This is a genomic window from Burkholderia sp. YHN3-13, assembly GCF_055810675.1.
In genome coordinates, this window is record NZ_JBVVNQ010000006.1 from 285,415 (window position 1) to 306,891 (window position 21,477).

The 21,477-nt window shown below is 68.4% G+C and carries 23 protein-coding genes; 9 read left to right on the top strand and 14 right to left on the bottom strand.

Features of this window, described 5'->3' with window-relative positions; genetic code table 11:
* From AC0KUR_RS17040 to AC0KUR_RS17075, 8 genes are all read right to left on the bottom strand, one after another.
* Positions 1-918, bottom strand: a complete 918-nt coding sequence (locus AC0KUR_RS17040; RefSeq protein ID WP_034190292.1) for an ABC transporter permease subunit — start codon at positions 916-918, stop codon at positions 1-3.
* A 4-nt stretch (positions 919-922) separates the two neighbouring features.
* Entirely contained in the window at positions 923-1,933 is a 1,011-nt protein-coding gene (locus tag AC0KUR_RS17045) for an ABC transporter permease subunit (RefSeq protein WP_034190291.1), read from the bottom strand.
* A gap of 110 nt (positions 1,934-2,043) precedes the next feature.
* Positions 2,044-3,672, bottom strand: coding sequence for an ABC transporter substrate-binding protein (locus AC0KUR_RS17050; RefSeq protein ID WP_034190290.1), 1,629 nt, complete (start codon positions 3,670-3,672; stop codon positions 2,044-2,046).
* 67 nt (positions 3,673-3,739) lie between these two features.
* Positions 3,740-3,928 carry a hypothetical protein gene (locus tag AC0KUR_RS17055; protein ID WP_124670510.1) on the bottom strand — a complete coding sequence of 63 codons (189 nt, stop codon included), beginning with the start codon at positions 3,926-3,928 and terminating at the stop codon, positions 3,740-3,742.
* 69 nt (positions 3,929-3,997) lie between these two features.
* On the bottom strand, positions 3,998-5,305 hold the full coding sequence (locus AC0KUR_RS17060; RefSeq protein ID WP_034190289.1) for an MFS transporter: 1,308 nt from the start codon (positions 5,303-5,305) through the stop codon (positions 3,998-4,000).
* Positions 5,306-5,496: 191 nt separating this feature from the next.
* Positions 5,497-5,808 carry a high-potential iron-sulfur protein gene (locus AC0KUR_RS17065; RefSeq protein ID WP_021163765.1) on the bottom strand — a complete coding sequence of 104 codons (312 nt, stop codon included), beginning with the start codon at positions 5,806-5,808 and terminating at the stop codon, positions 5,497-5,499.
* 137 nt (positions 5,809-5,945) lie between these two features.
* Positions 5,946-7,055 carry an NAD(P)/FAD-dependent oxidoreductase gene (locus tag AC0KUR_RS17070; protein ID WP_034190288.1) on the bottom strand — a complete coding sequence of 370 codons (1,110 nt, stop codon included), beginning with the start codon at positions 7,053-7,055 and terminating at the stop codon, positions 5,946-5,948.
* 168 nt (positions 7,056-7,223) lie between these two features.
* A complete protein-coding gene (locus AC0KUR_RS17075; RefSeq protein WP_034190287.1) occupies positions 7,224-8,204 on the bottom strand; it encodes an AAA family ATPase in 981 nt (326 codons plus the stop codon).
* Between the two features lie 229 nt (positions 8,205-8,433).
* Between AC0KUR_RS17075 and AC0KUR_RS17080 the strand changes: the two genes are divergently transcribed.
* From AC0KUR_RS17080 to AC0KUR_RS17120, 9 genes are all read left to right on the top strand, one after another.
* Positions 8,434-9,153, top strand: coding sequence for a nitroreductase (locus tag AC0KUR_RS17080; RefSeq protein WP_473376206.1), 720 nt, complete (start codon positions 8,434-8,436; stop codon positions 9,151-9,153).
* A gap of 146 nt (positions 9,154-9,299) precedes the next feature.
* Complete coding sequence (locus AC0KUR_RS17085; protein WP_059561530.1) at positions 9,300-9,788, top strand: hypothetical protein; 489 nt, start codon at positions 9,300-9,302, stop codon at positions 9,786-9,788.
* 5 nt (positions 9,789-9,793) lie between these two features.
* Positions 9,794-10,609, top strand: a complete 816-nt coding sequence (locus AC0KUR_RS17090) for an endonuclease/exonuclease/phosphatase family protein (RefSeq protein WP_034190285.1) — start codon at positions 9,794-9,796, stop codon at positions 10,607-10,609.
* Positions 10,610-10,706: 97 nt separating this feature from the next.
* Positions 10,707-11,354, top strand: coding sequence for a LysE family translocator (locus tag AC0KUR_RS17095; protein WP_473376207.1), 648 nt, complete (start codon positions 10,707-10,709; stop codon positions 11,352-11,354).
* 227 nt (positions 11,355-11,581) lie between these two features.
* Positions 11,582-12,352: a ferredoxin--NADP reductase gene (locus AC0KUR_RS17100; RefSeq protein WP_034190283.1), complete on the top strand. Its 771-nt coding sequence runs from the start codon at positions 11,582-11,584 to the stop codon at positions 12,350-12,352.
* Positions 12,353-12,767: 415 nt separating this feature from the next.
* Positions 12,768-13,583: a quorum system sensor histidine kinase RqpS gene (gene rqpS / locus AC0KUR_RS17105; RefSeq protein ID WP_473376208.1), complete on the top strand. Its 816-nt coding sequence runs from the start codon at positions 12,768-12,770 to the stop codon at positions 13,581-13,583.
* A gap of 7 nt (positions 13,584-13,590) precedes the next feature.
* The gene (gene rqpR, locus AC0KUR_RS17110; RefSeq protein ID WP_049036699.1) at positions 13,591-14,247 is read left to right on the top strand and encodes a response regulator transcription factor RqpR; all 657 of its coding nucleotides are present in this window, start codon (positions 13,591-13,593) and stop codon (positions 14,245-14,247) included.
* A gap of 245 nt (positions 14,248-14,492) precedes the next feature.
* Entirely contained in the window at positions 14,493-15,899 is a 1,407-nt protein-coding gene (locus tag AC0KUR_RS17115) for an amino acid permease (RefSeq protein WP_059561522.1), read from the top strand.
* A gap of 264 nt (positions 15,900-16,163) precedes the next feature.
* Entirely contained in the window at positions 16,164-17,189 is a 1,026-nt protein-coding gene (locus AC0KUR_RS17120) for an XdhC family protein (protein WP_059561519.1), read from the top strand.
* 55 nt (positions 17,190-17,244) lie between these two features.
* On the opposite strand, the gene AC0KUR_RS17125 is transcribed toward AC0KUR_RS17120, so the two are convergent.
* The 6 genes from AC0KUR_RS17125 to fliE form a co-directional block, all read right to left on the bottom strand.
* The gene (locus AC0KUR_RS17125) at positions 17,245-17,979 is read right to left on the bottom strand and encodes a PepSY-associated TM helix domain-containing protein (protein ID WP_034190278.1); all 735 of its coding nucleotides are present in this window, start codon (positions 17,977-17,979) and stop codon (positions 17,245-17,247) included.
* Between the two features lie 270 nt (positions 17,980-18,249).
* A complete protein-coding gene (locus AC0KUR_RS17130; protein WP_200086571.1) occupies positions 18,250-18,567 on the bottom strand; it encodes an EscU/YscU/HrcU family type III secretion system export apparatus switch protein in 318 nt (105 codons plus the stop codon).
* Positions 18,564-19,931 (bottom strand): flagellar hook-length control protein FliK, encoded by a 1,368-nt coding sequence (fliK, locus tag AC0KUR_RS17135; RefSeq protein ID WP_473376209.1) that lies wholly within the window; start codon positions 19,929-19,931, stop codon positions 18,564-18,566. The genes AC0KUR_RS17130 and fliK overlap by 4 nt, the downstream gene beginning before the upstream one ends.
* A 101-nt stretch (positions 19,932-20,032) precedes the next feature.
* A complete protein-coding gene (locus tag AC0KUR_RS17140) occupies positions 20,033-20,365 on the bottom strand; it encodes a flagellar protein FliT (protein WP_006486993.1) in 333 nt (110 codons plus the stop codon).
* Entirely contained in the window at positions 20,362-20,796 is a 435-nt protein-coding gene (gene fliS, locus AC0KUR_RS17145) for a flagellar export chaperone FliS (RefSeq protein ID WP_034190275.1), read from the bottom strand. Before fliS ends, AC0KUR_RS17140 begins: the two co-directional genes overlap by 4 nt.
* 160 nt (positions 20,797-20,956) lie before the next feature.
* Entirely contained in the window at positions 20,957-21,301 is a 345-nt protein-coding gene (fliE, locus tag AC0KUR_RS17150) for a flagellar hook-basal body complex protein FliE (protein WP_034190274.1), read from the bottom strand.
* Positions 21,302-21,477: the final 176 nt, after the last annotated feature.

Below are 21,477 nucleotides of genomic sequence, written 5' to 3' on the forward strand. Positions count from 1 at the left end.
TCATGCCATCCGTTTCAGTTTGGGATCGAGCGCGTCGCGCAGCCCGTCGCCGAGCAGGTTGATCGCGAGCACCGAAATCAGGATCGACAGGCCCGGCATCGTCACGATCCACCACGCGTTGTCGATGTAGTCGCGCGCGGAGGCCAGCATCGCGCCCCACTCGGCGGTCGGCGGCTGCACGCCGAGGCCGAGGAAGCCGAGCGCGGCCGCGTCGAGAATCGCCGACGAGAAGCCGAGCGTCGCCTGCACGATCAGCGGCGCCGTGCAGTTGGGCAGCACCTGCGAGAACATCAGGCGCAGCGTGCCGGCACCGGCCACGCGCGACGCCGTCACGTATTCCTTCTGCAGCTCGCCGAGCGCCGATGCGCGCGTGAGGCGCACGTAGGCCGGCAGCGCGACGATCGCGATCGCGAACATCGTGTTGGTGAGGCCCGGGCCGATGATCGCGACGACCGCGACCGCGAGCAGCAGCGACGGCAGCGCGAGCAGCACGTCCATGATGCGCATCACGGGCGTGTCGGCCCACTTCTGGAAGAACGCGGCGACGAGCCCGAGCACGATGCCCGGGATCAGTGCGAGCACGACCGACACGAAGCCGATCCAGAACGACATCCGCGCGCCGAACATCAGCCGCGAAAGGATGTCGCGGCCCGCTTCGTCGGTGCCGAGGATGAATTGCCAGTTGCCGCCGGCGAGCCACGCGGGCGGGATCTTCACGTAGTCGCGGTATTGTTCGACCGGGCTGTGCGGCGCGATCAGCGGCGCGAGCAGCGCGACGAGGATCAGCACGATCACGACGATGCCGGCGCCGACGGCGCCGCGGTTGCGCGAGAAGTTGGCCCAGAACTCGCGCAGCGCGAGCGCACGGCCGCCGGCCGGCGCGGATTCGGTCGGCAGGGTATTTTGCAGATTGCTCATGGAATTACCTCGTGTGGCGGATGCGCGGATTCAGCACGCCGTACAGCAGGTCGACGACCAGGTTCACGACGATCACGAGCGTCGCGATCAACAGGATGCCGCCCTGGACGACCGGATAGTCGCGGCGGCCGATCGCATCGATCAGCCACTTGCCGACACCGGGCCACGAAAAGAGTGTCTCGGTCAGCACCGCGCCCGCGAGCAGCGTGCCGATCTGCAGGCCGATCACGGTGACGACCGGGATCAGCGCGTTGCGCAGCGCATGCACGACGACCACGCGCACGGGCGACAGCCCCTTCGCGCGTGCGGTGCGGATGTAATCCTCGCGCAGCACTTCGAGCATCGACGAGCGCGTCATCCGCGCGATCACCGCGAGCGGGATCGTGCCGAGCACGATCGCGGGCAGGATCAGGTGGCTGACCGCCGACTTGAACGAGCCTTCGTCCGGCGCGAGCAGCGCGTCGATCAGCATGAAGCCCGTCGGATGCGGGAAATCGTATTCGACGGCGATGCGCCCCGACACGGGCGTCCAGCCGAGGTACGACGAAAAGACCATGATGAGGATCAGCCCCCACCAGAAGATCGGCATCGAGTAACCGGTGAGCGCGGTCCCCATCACGCCGTGGTCGATCACCGAGCCGCGCCGCAGCGCGGCGATCACGCCGGCCGGCAGCCCGACCGCGAGCGCGAACACGAGCGCGCACAGCGACAGCTCGACGGTCGCCGGGAAGCGCGCGAAGAATTCGCCCGCGACGCTCGTGTTGGTGATGATCGACGTGCCGAGGTCGCCATGCAGCGCCCGGCCGATGTAGTGGATGTACTGCATGGGCAGCGGCTGGTCGAGCCCGAGGCGTTTCATCGCCTCCGCATGCATCGCGGGATCGACGCCACGCTCGCCCATCATCACTTCGATGGGGTCGCCCGGTATCAGGTGAATCAGCGCAAACGCCAGGATGGTGATGCCGATGAAGGTCGGGATCACCATGCCCACGCGGCGCAACACGAATCTGAACATGATGCGTCTCGTATTTTCTTGTGGGAAATGTGCGACCGGCGACGGGAAGCTTTTGGCCTCCCGCCGCCGGATGAGTTAGCCGGTCTTCGCGACAGCTTACGACAGGCGCGTTACTTCACGCTAACACCGTCGAAGCGGGCATAGCCGAGCGGTTCGATACGCATGTCGACCACGTTCTTGCGCACCGGCTGGTAGACCGTCGAGTTCGCGATCGGCGAGAACGGCAGCTGTTGCGCGAAGATCTGCTGGGCCTGCGTGTAGAGCTTCGTCCGGGCGTCCTGACCCGTCGTCGTGCGGCCCTTCTGGACCAGCTCGTCGAACGGCTTGTAGCACCAGTGCGAGAAGTTGTTGCCCTTGATCGCCTCGCAGCCGAGCAGCGTGCCGAGCCAGTTGTCCGGATCGCCGTTGTCGCCCGTCCAGCCGATCAGCATCGTATCCTGCTCGCCCGTGTGCGCGCGCTTGATGTACTCGCCCCACTCGTACGTGACGATCTTCGCCTTCACGCCGATCTTCGCCCAGTCGGCCTGGATCATCTCGGCCATCAGGCGGGCGTTCGGGTTGTACGCGCGCTGCACGGGCATCGCCCACAGCGTGATCTCGAAACCGTTCGGGAAACCTGCCTTCGCGAGCAGCGCCTTCGCCTTCGCGGTGTCGTAGGCGGCCATCTTCAGGTTCTTGTCGTACGACCATTGGGTCGGCGGCATCGGCGCGGTCGCGGCCTGGCCGGCGCCCTGGTAGACGGACTCGAGGATCGCCTTCTTGTTGATCGCCATGTCGAGCGCCTGACGCACTTCGAGCTTGTCGACCGGCTTGTGCTCGACGTTGTACGCGAGGTAGCCGAGGTTGAAGCCGGCCTGCGACGGCATGTCGACGTTCGCGTCGGCCTTCAGCGTCGCGATGTCGGCCGGACGCGGATAGCTCATCACCTGGCATTCGTTGCGCTTGATCTTCTGCACGCGCACGCCCGGATCCGGCGTGATCGAGAAGATCAGCTTCGACAGCTTCACTTCGCCCTTCTTCCAGTAATCAGGATTGCCGTCGAAACGGATCGTCGCGTCCTTCGTGTAGCTGCGGAAGATGAACGGGCCCGTGCCGATCGGCTTCTGGTTGATGTCGGCGGCCTTGCCGGCCTTCATCAGCTGGTCGCCGTATTCGGCCGACAGGATCGACGCGAATTCCATCGCCATGTTCTGGATGAACGGCGCATTCGGCTCGGCCAGCGTGAACTTCACGGTGTACGGATCGACCTTCTCGACCTTCGTGATCAGCTTGTCGAGGCCCATGTCGGTGAAGTACGGGAACGACACCGGGTACGCCTTGCGGAACGCCTGGTTCGGATCGAGCATGCGCTCGAACGTGAACAGCACGTCGTCCGCGTTGAATTCGCGCGTCGGCTTGAAGAAGTCGGTCGTGTGGAACTTCACGCCGTGGCGCAGATGGAACGTATACACCTTGCCGTCGGACGACACGTCCCACTTCTCGGCAAGGCCCGGCTCGACCTTCGTGCCGCCGCGCTCGAATTCGACGAGACGGTTGTAGACGGTGAACGTGGCGGCGGTGAAATCGACGCCGGTCGTGAATTGCGCGGAATCGAAACCCGCCGGGCTGCCTTCTGAGCAGTAGACGAGCGTTTTGTTCGGGATCTGTGCGAATGCAGAGCCCGCGACGCCGAGCGATGCCGCTGCCACGCCTGCAATGGCTGTAACACGCAGGGTGTGCAACAGACGGTTGTATTCCATGTTTCCTCCAGGTCTCCAGATCGGAACCGTTCCCGCCAGGGTCCGGCGTACGCGGATATTACTTGAGCTAGCGATGCTGCAACAAGCTGGAGAAAAAACTCTTCTCGACGCCCTTGCGCGGGTTTTTGCCGATGTTTCGCCCCCGCGGGAAATGCGAGAACGCGCGCGAACGGCAGTTCCGTTCATCCGGCGCAAGTTTCGTTCGACAACTAAACAATTCGGGCGCGAACGCATGGGGCGCGGCGGCTGTTTTCATCGTTTTGCCACCCGTCCATCATTGCGTTTTGCGAAACGATCCGATGACCGTCCTCGATCCGTCATGCGATCACGCCGGCGCATCGAGGTCGGCGCTGCGCGCGGGCACGAACGCGACCGCGACGATCGACAGCGCGATGCCGGCCATCACGTAGTAGGTCGGCGCGAGCGGCGTGCCCGTGACCTTGATCAGCCACGTGACGATGAACTGCCCGAAGCCGCCGAACAGCATCACCGCGACGTTGTATGCGATCGACAGCCCGGTCGAGCGCACGTTGGCCGGGAACAGCTCGGCGATCATCGCGCCGAACGGCCCGTAGTAGCCCGCGAGCGTCACCGACAGCACGGCCTGCACCGCGATCAGCCGCCCGATGCTCGGCGCCGCGTCGAGCCACGCGAACAGCGGATACATCAGCGCGAGCGTCAGCACCAGCGACCACAGCGACAGCCCCTTGCGGCCGATGCGGTCGGACCATGCGCCCGCGACCGGCGACAACACCATCAGCAGCAGGTTGCCGACGATCACCGCGTAGAACGATTCCGCGTACGGCAGCTTCAGCTGCTTCACCGCGAAGGTCGGCAGATAACTGATCAGCACGTAGATCGTCACCGTCAGCGCGATCACCGAGCCGAGCCCGCACAGCACCTCGCGCGGGTGGCGCGTGAACACTTCGCCGAGCGTCGCGCGGCGCGCGCTCTGCTGCGCATGCAGGAACGCCTCGGAATCGGCGAGATGGCGGCGGATGTAGAAGCCGATCGGGCCGATCAGGAGCCCGAGAACGAACGGCACGCGCCAGCCCCAGCTGCGCAGCGCGTCGTGCGACAGCCCGCGCGTGACGGCCGCGCCGACGAGCGCGCCGATCAGCAGCGCGGCCGCCTGGCTCGCCATCTGCCAGCTGCCGTAGAAGCCGCGTTTCGAGAACGGCGCGGCTTCGATCAGCAGCGCCGTCGCGCTGCCGAATTCGCCGCCCGCGGAAAAGCCCTGCAGCAGCCGGCCGAGCACGATCAGGATCGGGCCGCCGATGCCGATCGCCGCATAGGGCGGCGCGATCGCGAGCAGGAAGATGCCGGCGGTCATCAGCAGGATCACGAGCGACAGCGCGGCCTTGCGGCCCGCGCGATCCGCGTACAGCCCGAACACGATGCCGCCGATCGGGCGCATGAAGAACGCGACGCCGAACGTCGCGGTGGTGAGGAGCAGCGACGAGTATTCGCTGGAGGTCGGGAAGAACAGCTCGGCGATCACGACGGTCATGAAGCCGAACACCGTGAAGTCGTACCACTCGAGCGCGTTGCCGATCACGGCGGCGGCCACCGCGCGGCGGTTCAGCGCACGCTCGGGCCGCACCGTTTTGGTTGAATTCGCAATCGTCGCCATGCGTGTGTCGTCCTCGTGAATTCACCGTATCGGGCGGCGCGTCGCGCGGGTGGGCCGCGGCGCGCAGGTTTGCAGCGAGTGTAGAAAGCGACGGAACCGTTTTCAAGCAATAAAAAACGCCCGCCATCGTTCGACGGCGGGCGTTGTGCGGTTTTCGCCACAATGCGGCATCGCACGATGCCGCACGGGCCTCAACCCATCTTCGAGAAGGCGCTGCACCAGCCCTTCGCCGACACCTGCTTGCCGGGGAAGGCACCGCACGGGCCCGAAGCCGAGCCCTTCTTGCCCTGGTACAGCATGCAGGCCGCGCAATCCTGGCCCGCGGCGTATTTCGGGTACTTCGTCTTGTCGACCTTGGTGGCATCGGCCTTGTAGCCGAGCGCCACGGCGGTCGGATCCGTCTCCGACAGCATCGGCGCATCGGCCAGCGCTTCGCGCGACAGCGCCAGCGCGGACACGGCACCAATGCTCGTAATCAGGAAACTCCGACGGGATGTTTTCATGGGGGACTCGCTCCAACGTTATCGATTTGAAAGCTGTTCTGGCGACAGCCGTTCGACAGAATAACGCTCAAGCGAATAAATGTGCGCGCCGAAATTCCGGAGATAAGGGATTTCGCACTGCCGTCACGCGCGCCGCGTCAACGGCGGGCGGTCATCTCTCCCACACGCTGCGCGAGCGCGAGCGACGCGGTGAGCCCCGGCGACTCGATGCCGAACAGGTTCACGAGCCCGCGCACGCCATGCTGCGCGGCACCCTGCACGATGAAATCGGCCGGCGGCTCGCCGGGCCCCGCGAGCTTCGGCCGGATGCCCGCGTACGCCGGCTGCAGCGCGCCGTCGGGCAGGCCCGGCCAGAACGCGCGGATCGACGCGTAGAACGCGCCCGCGCGCGCCGGATCGACTTCGTAGCGCAGCGAATCGCACCACTCGACGTCCGGGCCGAAGCGCGCCTGCCCGCCGAGATCGAGCGTCAGGTGCACGCCGAGCCCCGCGCGATCGGGCATCGGGTAGATCAGGTGCGAAAACGGCGCGCGGCCCGACAGGCTGAAGTAATTGCCGCGCGCGAGATAGAGCGGCGGCACCCAGCGCGGGTCGAGCCCGTGCGTGCGGCGCGCGAGCGCCTGCGCGCCGAGCCCCGCGCTGTTGATCACGCATGCGGCCTCGATCTCGGTCGGCGCGTCGCCGCCCGTGCGCACGACGAAGCGCCCGCCGCGCAGCACGTCGATCGATTCGACCGGGGATTTCAACGCGCACATCGCGCCGTCGCGCTGCGCGTCGCCGAGCAGCGCGAGCATCAGCTGGTGGCTGTCGACGATGCCCGTCGACGGCGAGAACAGCGCCTCCACGCATTCGAGCGCGGGCTCGAGCGTCTGCGCCTCGGCACGCGTGAGCGGCAGCAGGTCGAGCACGCCGTTTTCGACCGCGCGCGCGGCGATCGCCTTCAGCTGCTTCACCTGCGCGGCGCTCGTCGCGACGAGCAGCTTGCCCGCACGCCGGTGCGGCACGTGATGCGTTTCGCAGAATTCGTACAGCATGTCGCGGCCATGCACGCACGACGTCGCCTTCAGCGACCCGCGCGCGTAATAGAGCCCCGCGTGGATCACTTCGCTGTTGCGCGAACTCGTGCCCGTGCCGATCGCGTCGGCCGCCTCGAGTACGATCGTTTCACGCCCGCGCGCGGCCAGTTCCCGCGCGATCGCCAGACCGACGACGCCCGCGCCGATCACGACACAATCCATCTGCTCCATGACATTTCGCGCCGCTAACGCGTCGAAGGGGGAGAAGAGAATTGTACGTCCCGGTTCATTCGCTTGCCGAACCCGGTTGCATCGCGTCGCGACGGGGCCGCCGGCGGGGCGGCGGCGCGTGCAGCGCGCCCACCCCGCCCACCCCGCGGCCGTGCACGCGCCAGCGTGTCAGAAGCCGATCGGCCGGCGCTTCTGGGCGCCTTCGTCCGCGCGGATGTCGTGCGGCCCGATCGCATCGCGGCCGTCGAGCCGCGCGGCGCCGAAGGCGTGCAGCAGCGCGCGGCGCATCGTGCGCGGCGGCGTCGCGGCCAGCACGTCGAGCGCGTCGTCGCCGAGCGTGTCGGGGAAGCGCTGCCCCCACGCATGCGACGTGCGGATCTCGTCGTAGATCGTCTGCGCGATCCGGCGCGCGCCGGCCGCATCGGGCGGCGCGATCTCGTACACGTTCATCCGGTTGAGCAGCGGCTCCGGAATCGCCTGCGCGTCGTTCGCGGTCGCGATCCAGATCACGTTGCCCGCATTGATCGGCACTTCCGCGAATTCGTCGACGAACGCGCGCGCCGTGTCGTGCTCGAGCAACGCGTACAGCGCGCCGAGCGGATCGTATTGCGCATCGCTGCCGGCCTTGTCGATCTCGTCGACCGCGATCACCGGGTTCGCGTAGCTGCCGTTCACGAGCGCCTCGAACACCTTGCCGGGCTTCGCGTTCTTCCATTGCGACGACGCGCCCGACAGGATCCAGCCGGCCGTCAGCGAACTCATCGGCACGTAGTGGTACGCGGTGCCGAGCAGGTGCGCGAGCGCCTTCGCGAAATGCGTCTTGCCGATCCCGGGCGGCCCGAGCAGCAGGATCGGCATCAGTTCGAGCCGGTCGTCCGTTTCGAGGCACAGCGCGACCTGCTTGCGCACGTCGTCGAGCGGCTCGCCGAAATTCGGCAATGCTTCGCCGAGCTCATCGAACGACGGCATCCGGTTCGGCTTCACGCAGAAGCGCAGATTCCCCGTCTTGAGCATCCGCTCGTAAGTGGCGCGCAGTGCGTCGCTCGCGCTCTCGTTCAGGTCGCTCAGCGCCGTCTCGACCTGCTCGAGGTCGTACACCGTGCTGAAGGAGGCCACCGCCAGTTCATGTTTCACCATCGCCGTCGTCATACCAACCTCGCTGCACTTGCCATCACATGATCATCAGACCCTTACGATTTCAGTGTAGCGATCCCGCATCACCGCGCAAGCAAGCAGCCGGGCGAGTCTGCTGCTAACACCTCGCGCGCGCTGCACGGCCGCGCGCCGCGGCGTATGATCGTCGGTTCACCCACCCGCCGCGCCGGTGTTGCCGACGGCGCCCGCGCGGCGCGTCGCCCGATGGCCCGAAGGTATGCCGATGTCCGTCCCCACTGCTTCCCCGCGCGTTCATGCCGATGCGATCGACGCCGTCGACGCGGCGCTCACGTCGCGCCGCGCGATCCGCGCCTTCCTGCCGACGCCCGTGCCGCGCGACACGCTCGAGGCGATCCTCGAAGCCGCGAGCCGCGCGCCGTCGGGCACCAACATCCAGCCGTGGCGCGTGTACGTCGCGACGGGCGCCACGCGCGATGCGCTCGCTGCCGCGCTGACCGCGGCGCACGACGATCCCGCGCGCGACGAGAAATACGTCGCCGAATACGACTACTACCCGCGCGAATGGGTGTCGCCGTATGTCGACCGGCGCCGCAAGGTCGGCTGGGACCTGTACGGCCTGTTGAACATCGGCCGCGACGAGAAGGCGCGCATGCATGCGCAGCATGCGCGCAACTTCCGTTTCTTCGATGCGCCGGTCGCGCTGTTCTTCACGCTCGACCGCGTGATGACGCACGGCGCGTGGCTCGATTGCGGGATGTTCCTGCAGGGCGTGATGACGGCCGCGCACGCACGCGGGCTCGACACCTGCCCGCAGGCCGCGTTCGTGCCGTTTCACCGGATCATCGCCGGCCACCTCGGCATTCCCGCCAACGAACAGTTCGTCTGCGGGATGTCGCTCGGCCACGCGGACCCCGACGCGATCGAGAACCGCCTCGTCACCGAACGCGCGCCCGTCGCCGAGTTCGCGCGCTTCTTCGCTTGAAAACGCGTGCGGCGGCCCTACCTTTCCGGCAGGACCGCATCGTGCGGCGAACCTGTCGCCGCCTGTCCTGTCACATCACGAGCGAAATCGATCGGGCGTAAGATGTGCGTCCGTTCCCCGTTATCGCGCGTTTCCGGAGACGTTTCATGCTGAAACACGGCCTGGCCGTCCTGCTTGCGAGCGTCGCGCTCGCCGCCCATGCGCAAAGCCCCGCGCCGGCCTCCGTCGCGTGGGAGATCCAGGTGGTGCGCGACGGTCAGACGATCGACACGTTCCAGCAGCGCACCACCGTCGGTCAGAGCCGCACGGATACCCACCGTTATCCGTCCGCCGTGCCGGTCGGCTGCGGCAATGCCGCGCGCGTCGTGCCGGCCGAGCGCACGCGTTCGGTCACCGTCGCGCCGCTCGCCGTCGATGCCGGTGCGAACACGGTGTCGCTCGCGCTCGACGTGCAGGAAACACTCGACGACGAAAACGCGACGCGCAGCGATCCGTGCATACCGGCGTCGCCGCGGCAGATCGTCGCGAGCCATCCCGGCCTGTCGGTCGGCGGCGATGCGTGGACCGACTGGACGCTCGTCGAGCAGCATCCGCACCTCGTGTACCGCGTGCGTGCGCACGTCGCGAAGGACTGAGCGTCATGTCCGCCGACGCCCTGTCCTTGCCGTTCGCCGAACCGCACGCCGCGCCCGACGAAATCACCGCGGTCAGCTGGAACCTGCACAAGGGCCGCTCGCCGCTCGGCTTCACCGCGTGGAACGCGATGCGCAACTGGATGCAGTCGACGCACGCCGACGTGTATTTCCTGCAGGAAGCGATGGCGCGCCGCATGCCGCGCCCCGTGCTCGCGCCCGGCTTCGGTGCGCAGATGGACGACGCGGTCGACGACGTGTGGCATTGCCAGGCCACCGAGATCGCGCATGCGCTCGACTGGCAGATCGCGCTCGGGCCGAACGTCTTCAAGCCGTCGTGGCGGCACGGCAACGCGATCCTGTCGCCGCACCCGCTCGACCTCGGCGGCCGCTGGGACATCTCCGCGCACCGCTTCGAGCGGCGTGGGCTGCTCGTCGCGCGCGCGACGCTCGCGGGCGCGCGCCCGGTCACGCTGCTGTGCGCGCACCTCGCGCTCACGCGCGCCGCGCGGCTGCGCCAGATGCACTGGATCGCGCACTGGATCGTGCGCAACGCGGGCGACGGCCCGCTGATGCTCGCCGGCGACTTCAACGACTGGCGCAACGACTCGGTCGCGCTGTTCGGCGAGATCGGGATGTCCGAGGTCGCGACGCTGCTCGGCGAATCGGGCCGCACGTTCCCCGCGTTCTCGCCGGCGCTCGCGCTCGACAAGATGTTCGTGCGCGGCCTGACGCCGCTCGAATGGCGCGCGCCGTCCGGCGAGGCCGCGTGGCTGTCCGACCACCTGCCGTACATCGCGCGCCTGCGGCTCGATCCGCAATAGCGGCCCGCTCGCGCGCCGCCGAAGCGCGGCCGCGCCGCGCGCGCTACAGTAACGGCTTGCCCATTCCGCCCTCGCCCCGCCGCCGGGCCGCGCCGCCATGACCTACCTGCCGATCCTGCTGCAGATCGCCGTCGTCTACCTCGTCGCGGCGATCACGCCCGGCCCGAATTTCTTCATGATTTCGCAACTGTCGCTCGCCGGCCGGCGCAGCCTGGGCGCCGCGTCGGCGCTCGGCGTCGGCACCGCGTCGGTCGCGTGGGCGACGCTCGCGATGCTCGGTCTCGCGGCCGTGCTGCACCAGGTCGAATGGCTGTACGAGGCGATCCGGATCGGCGGCGCCGTGTATCTCGTGTATTTCGGCTTGAAACTGCTGCGCGCGGGCGTGCGCCGCGACGCGGCGCCGGTCGACGCGCCGGACGCCGCCGCGCCGCTGGCCGCGCCGCAGGCGCGCGACTACCTGCGCGCGTACCACAGCGGCCTGTTCACGTGCCTGACGAACCCGAAGTCGTGCGCGTTCTGGACCAGCGTGTTCGCGGCGATGCTGCCCGCGCACGTGCCGCTGTGGTTCGACGGCGCGGTGCTGGTGACGATCGGCGTGCTGTCGGCCGGCTGGTATTCGTGCGTCGCGTACCTGTTCGCGAGCCCGCGCGCGCAGCGCGGCTACCGGCGCGTGCGGCGCCCGCTCGACGCGCTGTGCGGCGTCGCGCTCGTCGGCCTCGGCGCAAAACTCGCGGCCGATCGCTGAAAGCTCGTTGCAAGCATTTGTTGCGCCAAATCCGCGCAGCCGCGGGGGTCAAGCCCGCGATCGGCGTCAACAGGGTAAAATAACGAGTTCCTCAAACGTCTGTCATCGAGAAGGCGCGTGTCCGACGCGCCGGCCGGCCGATCCAGGATCGGGCCGTCGCACTCGGTTTTTTTGCCCGTTTTTGGGCCCGTTACACGCGTTCGCCACGCGCGTCCGTTTTCAAAGCCATGAGCAAATACGACACCGCCACCGTCCAATCCGTCCATCACTGGACCGACACGCTGTTCAGCTTCACCTGCACCCGTGAGGCGAGCCTGCGCTTCAACAACGGCGAATTCACGATGGTCGGCCTCGAGGTCGACGGCAAGCCGCTCGCGCGCGCCTACTCGATCGTCAGCCCGAACTACGAAGAGCATCTTGAATTCTTCAGCATCAAGGTGCAGAACGGCCCGCTGACGTCGCGCCTGCAGCACCTGAAGGTGGGCGACACCGTGCTGATCGGCAAGAAGCCGACGGGCACGCTGGTCGCCGACAACCTGCTGCCGGGCAAGACGCTGTGGATGCTGTCGACGGGCACGGGCCTCGCGCCGTTCATGTCGATCATCCGCGATCCGGAGATCTACGAGCGCTTCGACAAGGTGATCCTGACGCACACGTGCCGCCTGAAGGGCGAGCTCGCGTACATGGACTACATCAAGCACGACCTGCCGGGCCACGAGTACCTCGGCGACATCATCAAGGAAAAGCTCGTCTACTACCCGACGGTCACGCGCGAAGCGTTCGACAACGAGGGCCGGATCACCGACCTGATCGCGACGGGCAAGCTGTTCACGGATCTCGACGTCCCGCCGTTCTCGCCGGAAAACGACCGCGTGATGCTGTGCGGCAGCACCGCGATGCTGAAGGACACGACCGACCTGCTGAAGCAGGCCGGCCTCGTCGAAGGCAAGAACAGCGCACCGGGCCACTACGTGATCGAGCGCGCGTTCGTGGACTGATCGGTCCCCAGATTTGCGCATCGTCAAGAACCGGAGCAAAAGCTCCGGTTTTTTTTCGTCCGCACTTGGCGAATTCGTAACAAACTGGGACCATCTCATCTCAAATAGTTACATTTGGATACGTCATCGCCGGGTCGTCGGGTGTCAGTGTTTTTCCTACAACAGGTTCATTCCGATTATTCACATTTACCCTTAAATGTCCGCCCGACATGACCTTTTCGGAAATTTTGAGATATTATTCGGCGCGCGTGGTTGTCGTTCGAATGAGAGTGGAAGGGTCGGATGCAAGTGTTACAAGGTGTAACTTTTGTTACCTCGGCATGGAGCGATTCTCTGGCGGCGACCGTCATCGAAACGGCAGCCGATTCACGCAGCCAGCCGGTGTCTGAACCGCTTTCTGACAGCAGGGAGAGTCATGGATACGTCGCTTAACGCGCCCGCGGGCGCCCACGCCCCGTTCCCGTCGCAGCAGCGCGTGCCCAACCGCGCCGCGACTCCGCCCGTTCCCGACACCGCGTCCGGACGCGACGCCTCCGCCGCACGGATCGCGGCCCTGTCCGCCCAATTGCTCGCCGCCGACGAAGCCGCCCGCCGCCATCTGGCCGGCGAGCTGCACGACGGGCTCGGCGCCGAATTGACCGCTGCCCGTTTCGCTCTCGCAAACGTTCAAACGTGGCTGCCGGCCGATGCGCCGGACGGCTGCCTGCGCGCGCTGGAGCTGGCGCAGCAGGCGCTCGACGCCGCCACCGACGCGAATCGCCGGCTGATCGACGAACGCGACACGCCGGCGCTCGACGCGGGCATGATCGGCGCGCTGTCGTCGTGGATCGACACGCACGCGGCGCGCACCGGCCTGCGCACGAGCTTCGTGTGTGCGGCCGACGCGCGCCTCACGCAGATCGCCGGCGCCAGCGCACTCGCGATATTCCGCGTCGCGCAGGAAGCGCTGTCGAACGTCGCGAAGCACGCCCGCGCGACGTCGGTCGACGTACGGATCGTCACCGACGGCACGCATCTGTCACTGATTGTCGCCGACGATGGGACCGGTTTCGCGCGCAGCCGCCGCACCGGCTACGGCCTCGCCGGCATGCGCGCCCGCTGCGAGGCCTTCGGCGGCGGCTTCGAGACGGCCACGCCGGAAACCGGCCGCGGCACGCGCGTCGCCGCCCGTTTCGCGTGGGATTCGCTGCTCGCGGTGCCCGTCGCGGCCCGCCGCGCGTCGCTTTCGTGAGGTCGTCATGAGCCTGAACATCCTGCTCGTGGACGATCACGCGATCGTCCGGCAAGGGATTCGCCAGCTGCTGATCGACCGCGGCATCGCGCGCGACGTCACCGAGGCCGAGACCGGCGGCGACGCGATGGCGGCCGTCGACAAGCAGGAATTCGACGTGATCCTGCTCGACATCTCGCTTCCGGACACCAACGGCATCGAGGTGCTCAAGCGCCTCAAGCGCAAGCTGCCGCGCACGCCGGTGCTGATGTTCTCGATGTACCGCGAGGACCAGTACGCGGTACGCGCGCTGAAGGCCGGCGCGGCCGGCTACCTGTCGAAGACGGTCAACGCCGCGCAGATGATCGGCGCGATCCAGCAGGTCGCGGCCGGCCGCAAGTACGTGAGCCCCGCGATGGCCGAGGCGCTCGCCGAATACGTGTCGTTCGAGAACGAGCCGCTGCCGCACGAGAAGCTGTCCGACCGCGAATACCAGACGCTCTGCATGCTCGCGTCGGGCAAGCGGCTCACCGACATCGCGAACACGCTGTCGCTGTCCGTGAAGACGGTGAGCGTGTACCGGTCGCGGCTGCTCGAGAAGATGCGGCTGTCGAACAACGCGGAGCTCACGTTCTACGTGATGAGCAACCGGCTGGTCGACATGGCGCCCGCGACCGGCGCCTGACCGGCCCGCCGGCGTTGGGCCGGCCCGATTCGCCCGCTACCTCGGATTCGTCCGATTCCACGACGCGGCACGTGCCGCGTCGCCCTCAAACCGCCCCCCCGTTTCGCGCGCAAGCGCTTGTTTTTCCGGACGATTCCGCGACACGCCGCTGCGCCGCAGCGGGTCTTGTTCGTCAAATCGGCTAAAATTACGGGTTTTCACTCAGTCAGCGCGCCGCCCCTGCGCGCGCCGGCGATTCATCCGCAATGTCTCTCTTCCGCAAGAAAAACGTCGATCGCATGATCGCCGGCGCGCACGCCGCTGGGCTCAAGAAAGCGCTCGGCGCGATCGACCTCACCTTCCTCGGCATCGGCGCGATCATCGGCACCGGCATCTTCGTGCTGACCGGCACCGGCGCCGTGCAGGCCGGCCCCGCGCTGATGCTGTCGTTCGTGATCGCCGCGATCGCGTGCGGCCTCGCGGCGCTGTCGTACGCGGAATTCGCGTCGACGATCCCCGTCGCCGGCTCGATCTACACGTATTCGTACGCGACGCTCGGCGAGCTCGTCGCGTGGATCATCGGCTGGGACCTGATGCTCGAATACGGCCTCGCGTCGTCGGCCGTGTCGGTCGGCTGGTCGGGCTACCTGCAGTCGCTGCTGCAGGGCTTCGGACTGTCGCTGCCGACCGTGCTGACGGCCGCGCCCGGCGCCGTGCCGGGCGTCGTCACGTGGTTCAACCTGCCCGCGTTCCTCGTGATGATCGTGATCACGACGCTGCTGTCGATCGGCATCCGCGAGTCGACCCGCATCAACAACATCATGGTGTTCATCAAGGTGTCGGTCGTGCTGCTCGTGATCGCGGTCGGCCTGTTCCACGTGACGCCCGCGAACTGGAAGCCGTTCATGCCGCACGGCTGGAACGGCGTGTTCGGCGCCGCGGCCGTGATGTTCTTCGCGTTCATCGGCTTCGACGCGGTGTCGTCGGCGGCCGAGGAGGTGAAGAACCCGAAACGCGACCTGCCGATCGGCATCATCGCGTCGCTCGCGGTGTGCGCGGTGCTGTACGTGACGGTCGCCGCGGTCGCGACCGGCATCGTGCCGGCGGCCCGGTACGCGAACATCTCGCACCCGATCTCGTACGCGCTGCAGGTTGCCGGCGAGACGTGGGTCGCGGGCTTCATCGATCTCGGCGCGGTGCTCGGCATGCTGACCGTGATTCTCGTGATGAGCTACGGCCAGACGCGCGTGATCTTCGCGATGTCGCGCGACGGGCTGCTGCCGGCGATGCTGTCGCGCGTGCACCCGCGCTACGCGACGCCGTTCCTGACGACCTGGCTCGTCGGCCTGTTCTTCGGGCTGATCGCCGCGCTCGTGCCGCTCAACGTGCTCGCCGAACTGATCAACATCGGCACGCTCGCGGCATTCTCGATGGTGTCGATCGCGGTGCTCGTGCTGCGTCGCACGCACCCCGACCTGCCGCGCGCGTTCCGCTGCCCGGGCGTGCCCGTGGTGCCGATCCTCGCGGTCGCGGCCTGCCTGTTCCTGATGCTGAACCTGCAGCCCGTCACGTGGGCCGCATTCGGCATCTGGCTCGTGATCGGTCTCGCGATCTACTTCCTGTACTCGCGGCACCACTCGAAGCTCGCGCACGGCCACCACGACGCGCACTGAGCGCCGTCGTCGCGCGCCCATGCCGCGCGACGACGAACGCGACATCCGCGGGGCCGCCACCGGCCCTGCGCGCCCCCTCCCCCGAACCGGCCAGGCGCCGTTCCCGCGCGCGATCGCTGTCCGATCGTCGCGATCTCTTGCCCGATTCTCCGGATTTGCCCGCACGGGCCGCCACGCCGCCTGCACGCGTGCGCCGCGCGGTTCATAATCCCGCCATCGAACGACGGTCCCGGGAAAAGGGCCGTCCGGCAACAGGAAAACACGATGGAAAGTGTCGATCTCGATGTACTGAAATCCAGCGCGCGCTGGCTCGAAGAAGGGCGCCGCGTGCTGCTCGTGACGGTCGTGAAGACGTGGGGCTCGTCGCCGCGCCCCGAAGGCGCGATGCTCGCGGTGCGCGAGGACGGCCTGGTGGTCGGCTCCGTGTCCGGCGGCTGCATCGAGGACGACCTGATCGCCCGCGTGCACGCGAGCGGCATCGCGGCCGACGCGCGCCCGGAAGCGCTGAAGTACGGCGTGACGGCCGAGGAGGCGCACCGCTTCGGGCTGCCGTGCGGCGGCACGATCCAGCTCGTGCTCGAGCCGCTCACGCGCGACAGCGGGATTGCCGCGCTGTGCGCGGAAGTCGAGGCCGGCCGCCTCGTCACGCGCACGATGACGCTCGCGACCGGCCGCGCGTCGCTGTCGCCTGCCCAGGCCACCGACGGGCTCGCGTTCGACGGCGAGCGGCTCGTGACGATCCACGGGCCGCGCTACCGGATGCTCGTGATCGGCGCCGGCCAGTTGTCGCGCTATCTGTGCCAGATCGCGGTCGGGCTCGACTACCAGGTAACGGTGTGCGATCCGCGCGAGGAATACACGGATGCGTGGGACGTGCCGGGCACGCGCGTCGTGCGCACGATGCCCGACGATACGGTGCTCGAGATGAAGCTCGATGCGCGTTCGGCCGTGATCGCGCTGACGCACGACCCGAAGCTCGACGATCTCGCGCTGATGGAAGCGCTGAAGACGCCCGCGTTCTACGTGGGCGCGCTCGGCTCGCGGCGCAACAATGCGGCGCGGCGCGAACGGCTGCGCGAATTCGACCTGAACGAAGCGGAACTGGGCCGGCTGCACGGGCCGGCCGGCATCTACATCGGCAGCAGGACGCCGCCGGAAATCGCGATCTCGATCCTCGCCGAGGTCACGGCCGCGAAGAATCACGTGTCGCTGCCGACGATCCTGCAGGTCGAAGGCGCGAAAGCCGCCCGCGAGATCGCGGCGAACAGCGGCGCGGCCTGCGGGCTCTGAGCCGCCGCGGCGGCCAACGACGATCGCGCCGGCGACCGCCCGGCGCGAACCCCGATCAGGCCAGGCCGGCGGCCAGCGCCGCGGCGACCGAACCGACCACCAACACGACGCCGACCGTGCGGCGCTTGTTCAGCTCGGTCCACAACAGCACGCCGGTCAGCGACAGCAGGATCAGCGAGCCCGCGATCGTATCCATCAGCAGCACCCAGCCGAGGTTCATCCCGACGCCGCGATGCAGGTTGTTCAGCGTCGTCAGGAACGTATTGCCGGTACGCTTCACCGATACGTAGCCGTTGCCGACCCAGTATTCGGCCTGCAGGTTCTGGTGCGGGCCGAACACGCCGAACTGCCAGTGCTCGGGCTGCATCACGCGTTTGTCGCCCCACGCGACGGCCTGCGCGGGCTCCTTGCGCATGCGGCCCGGCTTGCCGTCGAAATGCAGCTCCTGCTGCAGCCACTTCGTCATCGCGGCGGGCGTCTTCGGCACCGGATCCGGCAGCGCGATCTGCATCTCCTCGACCTGCGGCTCGCCGGTCGGGATCTTCAGCGGCGGCGCGCGGTGATTGAGCAGCACGCCCGTCACGCCGAACAGCAGCCCCAGCACCGCGCCCCACAGCCCGACCCAGCCGTGCACCTTGCGCAGCCACTTGATGAAGGTGGCGCGCCGCGAGCGCTGGCGGCGCGCGGCCAGTTCGTCGTCGCTGAGCGGGCGGCCCGCCGGGTGCAGCACGGTGACGCCGGCGCGCGGCATGCCCGTCTTGGGCGGGTCGATCGTTTCGGGCGCGTTCACGCGAAAGGTTCCATTCGTTCAAAACAACGGCCGGCGCGCAGTGCGTGCGCGTCGGCCGGGCAACATGAAAATGAGAATGGATATCATTACATAAATCGATCGCCGGCTCAATCCGTCACGGTCGCCGGCGGCGGCCCATCATGCCTGGAGAGATTCGGCTGATGAGTGCGCGTTGCACGGAAATGCCGATCGATATGCGGCAAATGCCGTCGGACTGGCGCGACACGACCAGACAGAATTTCGTAAGAAAGTCGCGCGACGCCAGGCGCGTCAGCGCAGCGGCGGCAGCGGAAAGCGCGGCGCGGTGTCGTCCGGCGCGGCCTCGGTGCGATCGAGCGCGTACAGCCACGCCAGCAGATCGGCGACGGCCTGGTAGAGCTGCGGCGGAATCCGGTCGTCGAGATCGACCTGCATCAGCAGCGACACCATCTCCGGCGCCGTATGCACGTACAGCCCCGCGTCGCGCGCGCGTGCGACGATCATCTCGGCGAGCAGGCCATAACCCTTCGCAACCACACGCGGCGCCGTGTCGCCGCCTTTCGGGTCGTAGACGAGCGCGGCCGCGCGCTTGCGGGACGTCATGCTCATCGCGGCGCCTCGTCGTCGGCCACCTGCGTCGGCGGGGCGCCGGCCGCTCCCCGCGCATACGCGGCGGCGGCCGCCTGGGCCGCGAACAGGTCGAAGCCGTCCGGCCCGTCGTCGACCGCGCGGATCGACAGTCCGCCGACCTTGAGCCCCGACCCCTCGAGCCGCTGCCGCAGCGCGGCCTCGTTTCGCGTGAGACGCTCGGCGCCCGTCTGGTTCGCGCGCAGCCGCGCGACGAGCTGCGCGCCGTTCAGCACCAGTTCCGCATCGACCGTGCCGAGCGACGGCAGCGTCAGCGTGAGGCGCGTGCGCCAGGCGATGCCGTCGCCCGCGTCGTCCCCTCCGCCGCGCTGCCCGCGGTTGTCCGGCGCGTCGGGCTCGATCGTCCAGTCGAGCCGCGCGCCCGGCCAGGCCTCGCCGGTCCAGCGAAACTGGTCGGTCGCGAGCGCATCGAGCTGCTGCCGGACGATCGGCACGGTGGCCGGATGGACGGTCGCAAGCGTCTGCGCCTGCGGATCGGACGATGCGGCAGCGAGGTCAGCCCGCGCCGGTGTCCAGCGCGTGTCGGCATGCGTGCCCAGCGGATCGGCGGGATCGGGCGGCAACGATGCGCCCTGCCGGGCGGCCGTCGGCAGGGCCTGCGCGGGATCGCGGGCCGCGCCCCCGCCCTGCGCCGGCGTACCCGGCTGCGCGGCCGCCCGCGCGGTCGCAGGCGGCGGCGGACGCTGCGCCAGCAGCTCGTCGAGCACATCGGTCGAGCCGGGCGGCAACGCATCGGGATCGGCCGGCGCGAGTGCGGCCGTCAGGCGCGCCTGCGGCTCGCGCATCAGCGCCGCGAGCGGACGCTGGCCGGCCAGCCACTGCGCCAGATGGGATTCGTAGAAGAGGCCGCTCTCGCTCACGGCCTGCGCGAGCGCCGCGCGCAGCGCGGCGACCGGCAGCGGCGCGGCCGCTTCACGGGCGGCCGCGGCGGACGATGCCGCCGCGGAGGCCGGCGGGGACGGCGCAGCCGGCGCGGATGAAGCCGACGCGGGGGCGGCGGCAACGGGCGCCGGCACGGCCGGATCGGTCAGCAGCACGGCGGGATCGGCCAGCAGCGGCGTGCGGCCGGCAATCGCGGGCGTCGCATCGCCGCCCGCGCGTGAAATCGCGTCGAGCACGCGCCCGACATCGGACAGCGCGGTCTGCGTGGAGGCCGGCGGCGCGGCCGGCGGGCTGCCGGCCGGCGACGACGACGGCGCACCGCTGCCCGGCGTGCCGACCTGCGCGGTCGCGCCGCCGCCGGCGGGTGCCGATACGGTGTCGGTCAGCAGGCTGTCGAGGCGGCTTGCCAGCAGCGCGGCCGCAACGGAGTCGATACCGGTCATGATCGGAGCCTGCTCACCTCAGCCACTTCGTTGCGAATCCGGGCACGGCACGCCGGTGCCATCCGCGGGTACGGCGCGCCGGCCTCTCCCGTCGACGGGCCCTAGCCGCGCGCGCGATAGAGATCGGTCAATACCTGGGTCGAGCGCCGCGCCTCGAACAGCGCGGACAGCCGCGCGACGTCCGGGCTCGCGAGATCGCGGATCGCCGCGTCGTCGGCCAGGATGCGGCGGATCAGGTCAAGCTTGCGGCCGAGATCCGATTCGTCGAGCGCGACGCCCGGATCGGCTTCCTTCAGCCCGTCGACAAGCTGCATGAATTCGGCCTGCAACCCCGGCAGCGCGCTCCAGTCGGCGCCGCGGGCGGCGCACAGCATGCGCCCCGACACGGCGGCGAGCGCCTCGTAACGTGCGAAGTATTCGGCCTTGTGATTCATCGTGATGCTTCCGCTGCCTGTTGCGCGGCCATCCGCGCGACTTCCGGGGCGATGCCCGTCCAAGCTTCCTCGAGCGTCGCGAGCAGCCCGTCGACCTCGACCAGCATCGCGTCGCTCGCCTGCGCGTTCGCGTCGAGCAGGCGCCGGCCGATATACGCATACAGCGCGCCCAGCCGGTCCGCGATCTCGCCGCCCGCGTCGTGGTTCAACGATGCCTGCAGGCCGCTCTCGACGATCCGGATCGCCTTGCCGATCGCGTCGCCGCGCGCGGGCACGTTGCCCTGCTGCAAATGCATGCGCGCCAGCGCGATCGCTTGCCGCGCGCCCTGGTACAGCATCGCGATCAGCCGGTGCGGGGAGGCGCCCATCACCCCCGTCTCGACGCCGACACGCGCGTATGCACTGGCTCCAGCGTGCCCTGGGGAAAACATGCGCTTCTCCTTGTCTTGCCTTGGCTATACGGTCGCCGCCGCCGTGCATCGCACGGCGCGGCCTTCTCCGGAGTTATCGGAAGGGATTTGAAAACCTTTAGGCGCAAGCGGCGGCCGCCGGCTCGGGAAGCCGGCCCGCCGGCCCCGCCCGGCACGCCCGTCACACCGACATCTGCATGATGTCGTTGTAGGCGCTCACGAGCTTGTTGCGGACCTGGAGCCCGAACTGGAAGCCGATGTTGGCTTTCTGCATGTCGACCATCACGTCGTTCAGCGATACGTTCGGCGCGCCGACCTCGAACGCCTTCGCCTCGCCGAGCGCGTGCTGCTGGTCGCCGCTGATCTTGTCGAGCGACGCCTTCATCGCGCTCGCGAACGTGCTGGCCGTCGCCGCGCCCGAGCCGGCAAGCGCCGCCGTCGGGCTCGCGACGCCGCCGGACGCCTGCGCGGCCATCGACTGCATCTGTTGCAACACCGAACCGATTCCGCTGACGTTCGCAGTCATGCTGTCCCCAGACTTAGAGAAGAGACCCGGACGCACCGGGCGTTCCGCCGGCGCCGCACCACGCGCACCATGCCGGATCGCAAAAAAGGATAGCAGCGCGCCGCCTGTCAAAGCCGAGAAAGTACGGGGGAAACCCCGCTCTTTTCGGTCGATCGGAGTGCGCGTCGGATCCCGAT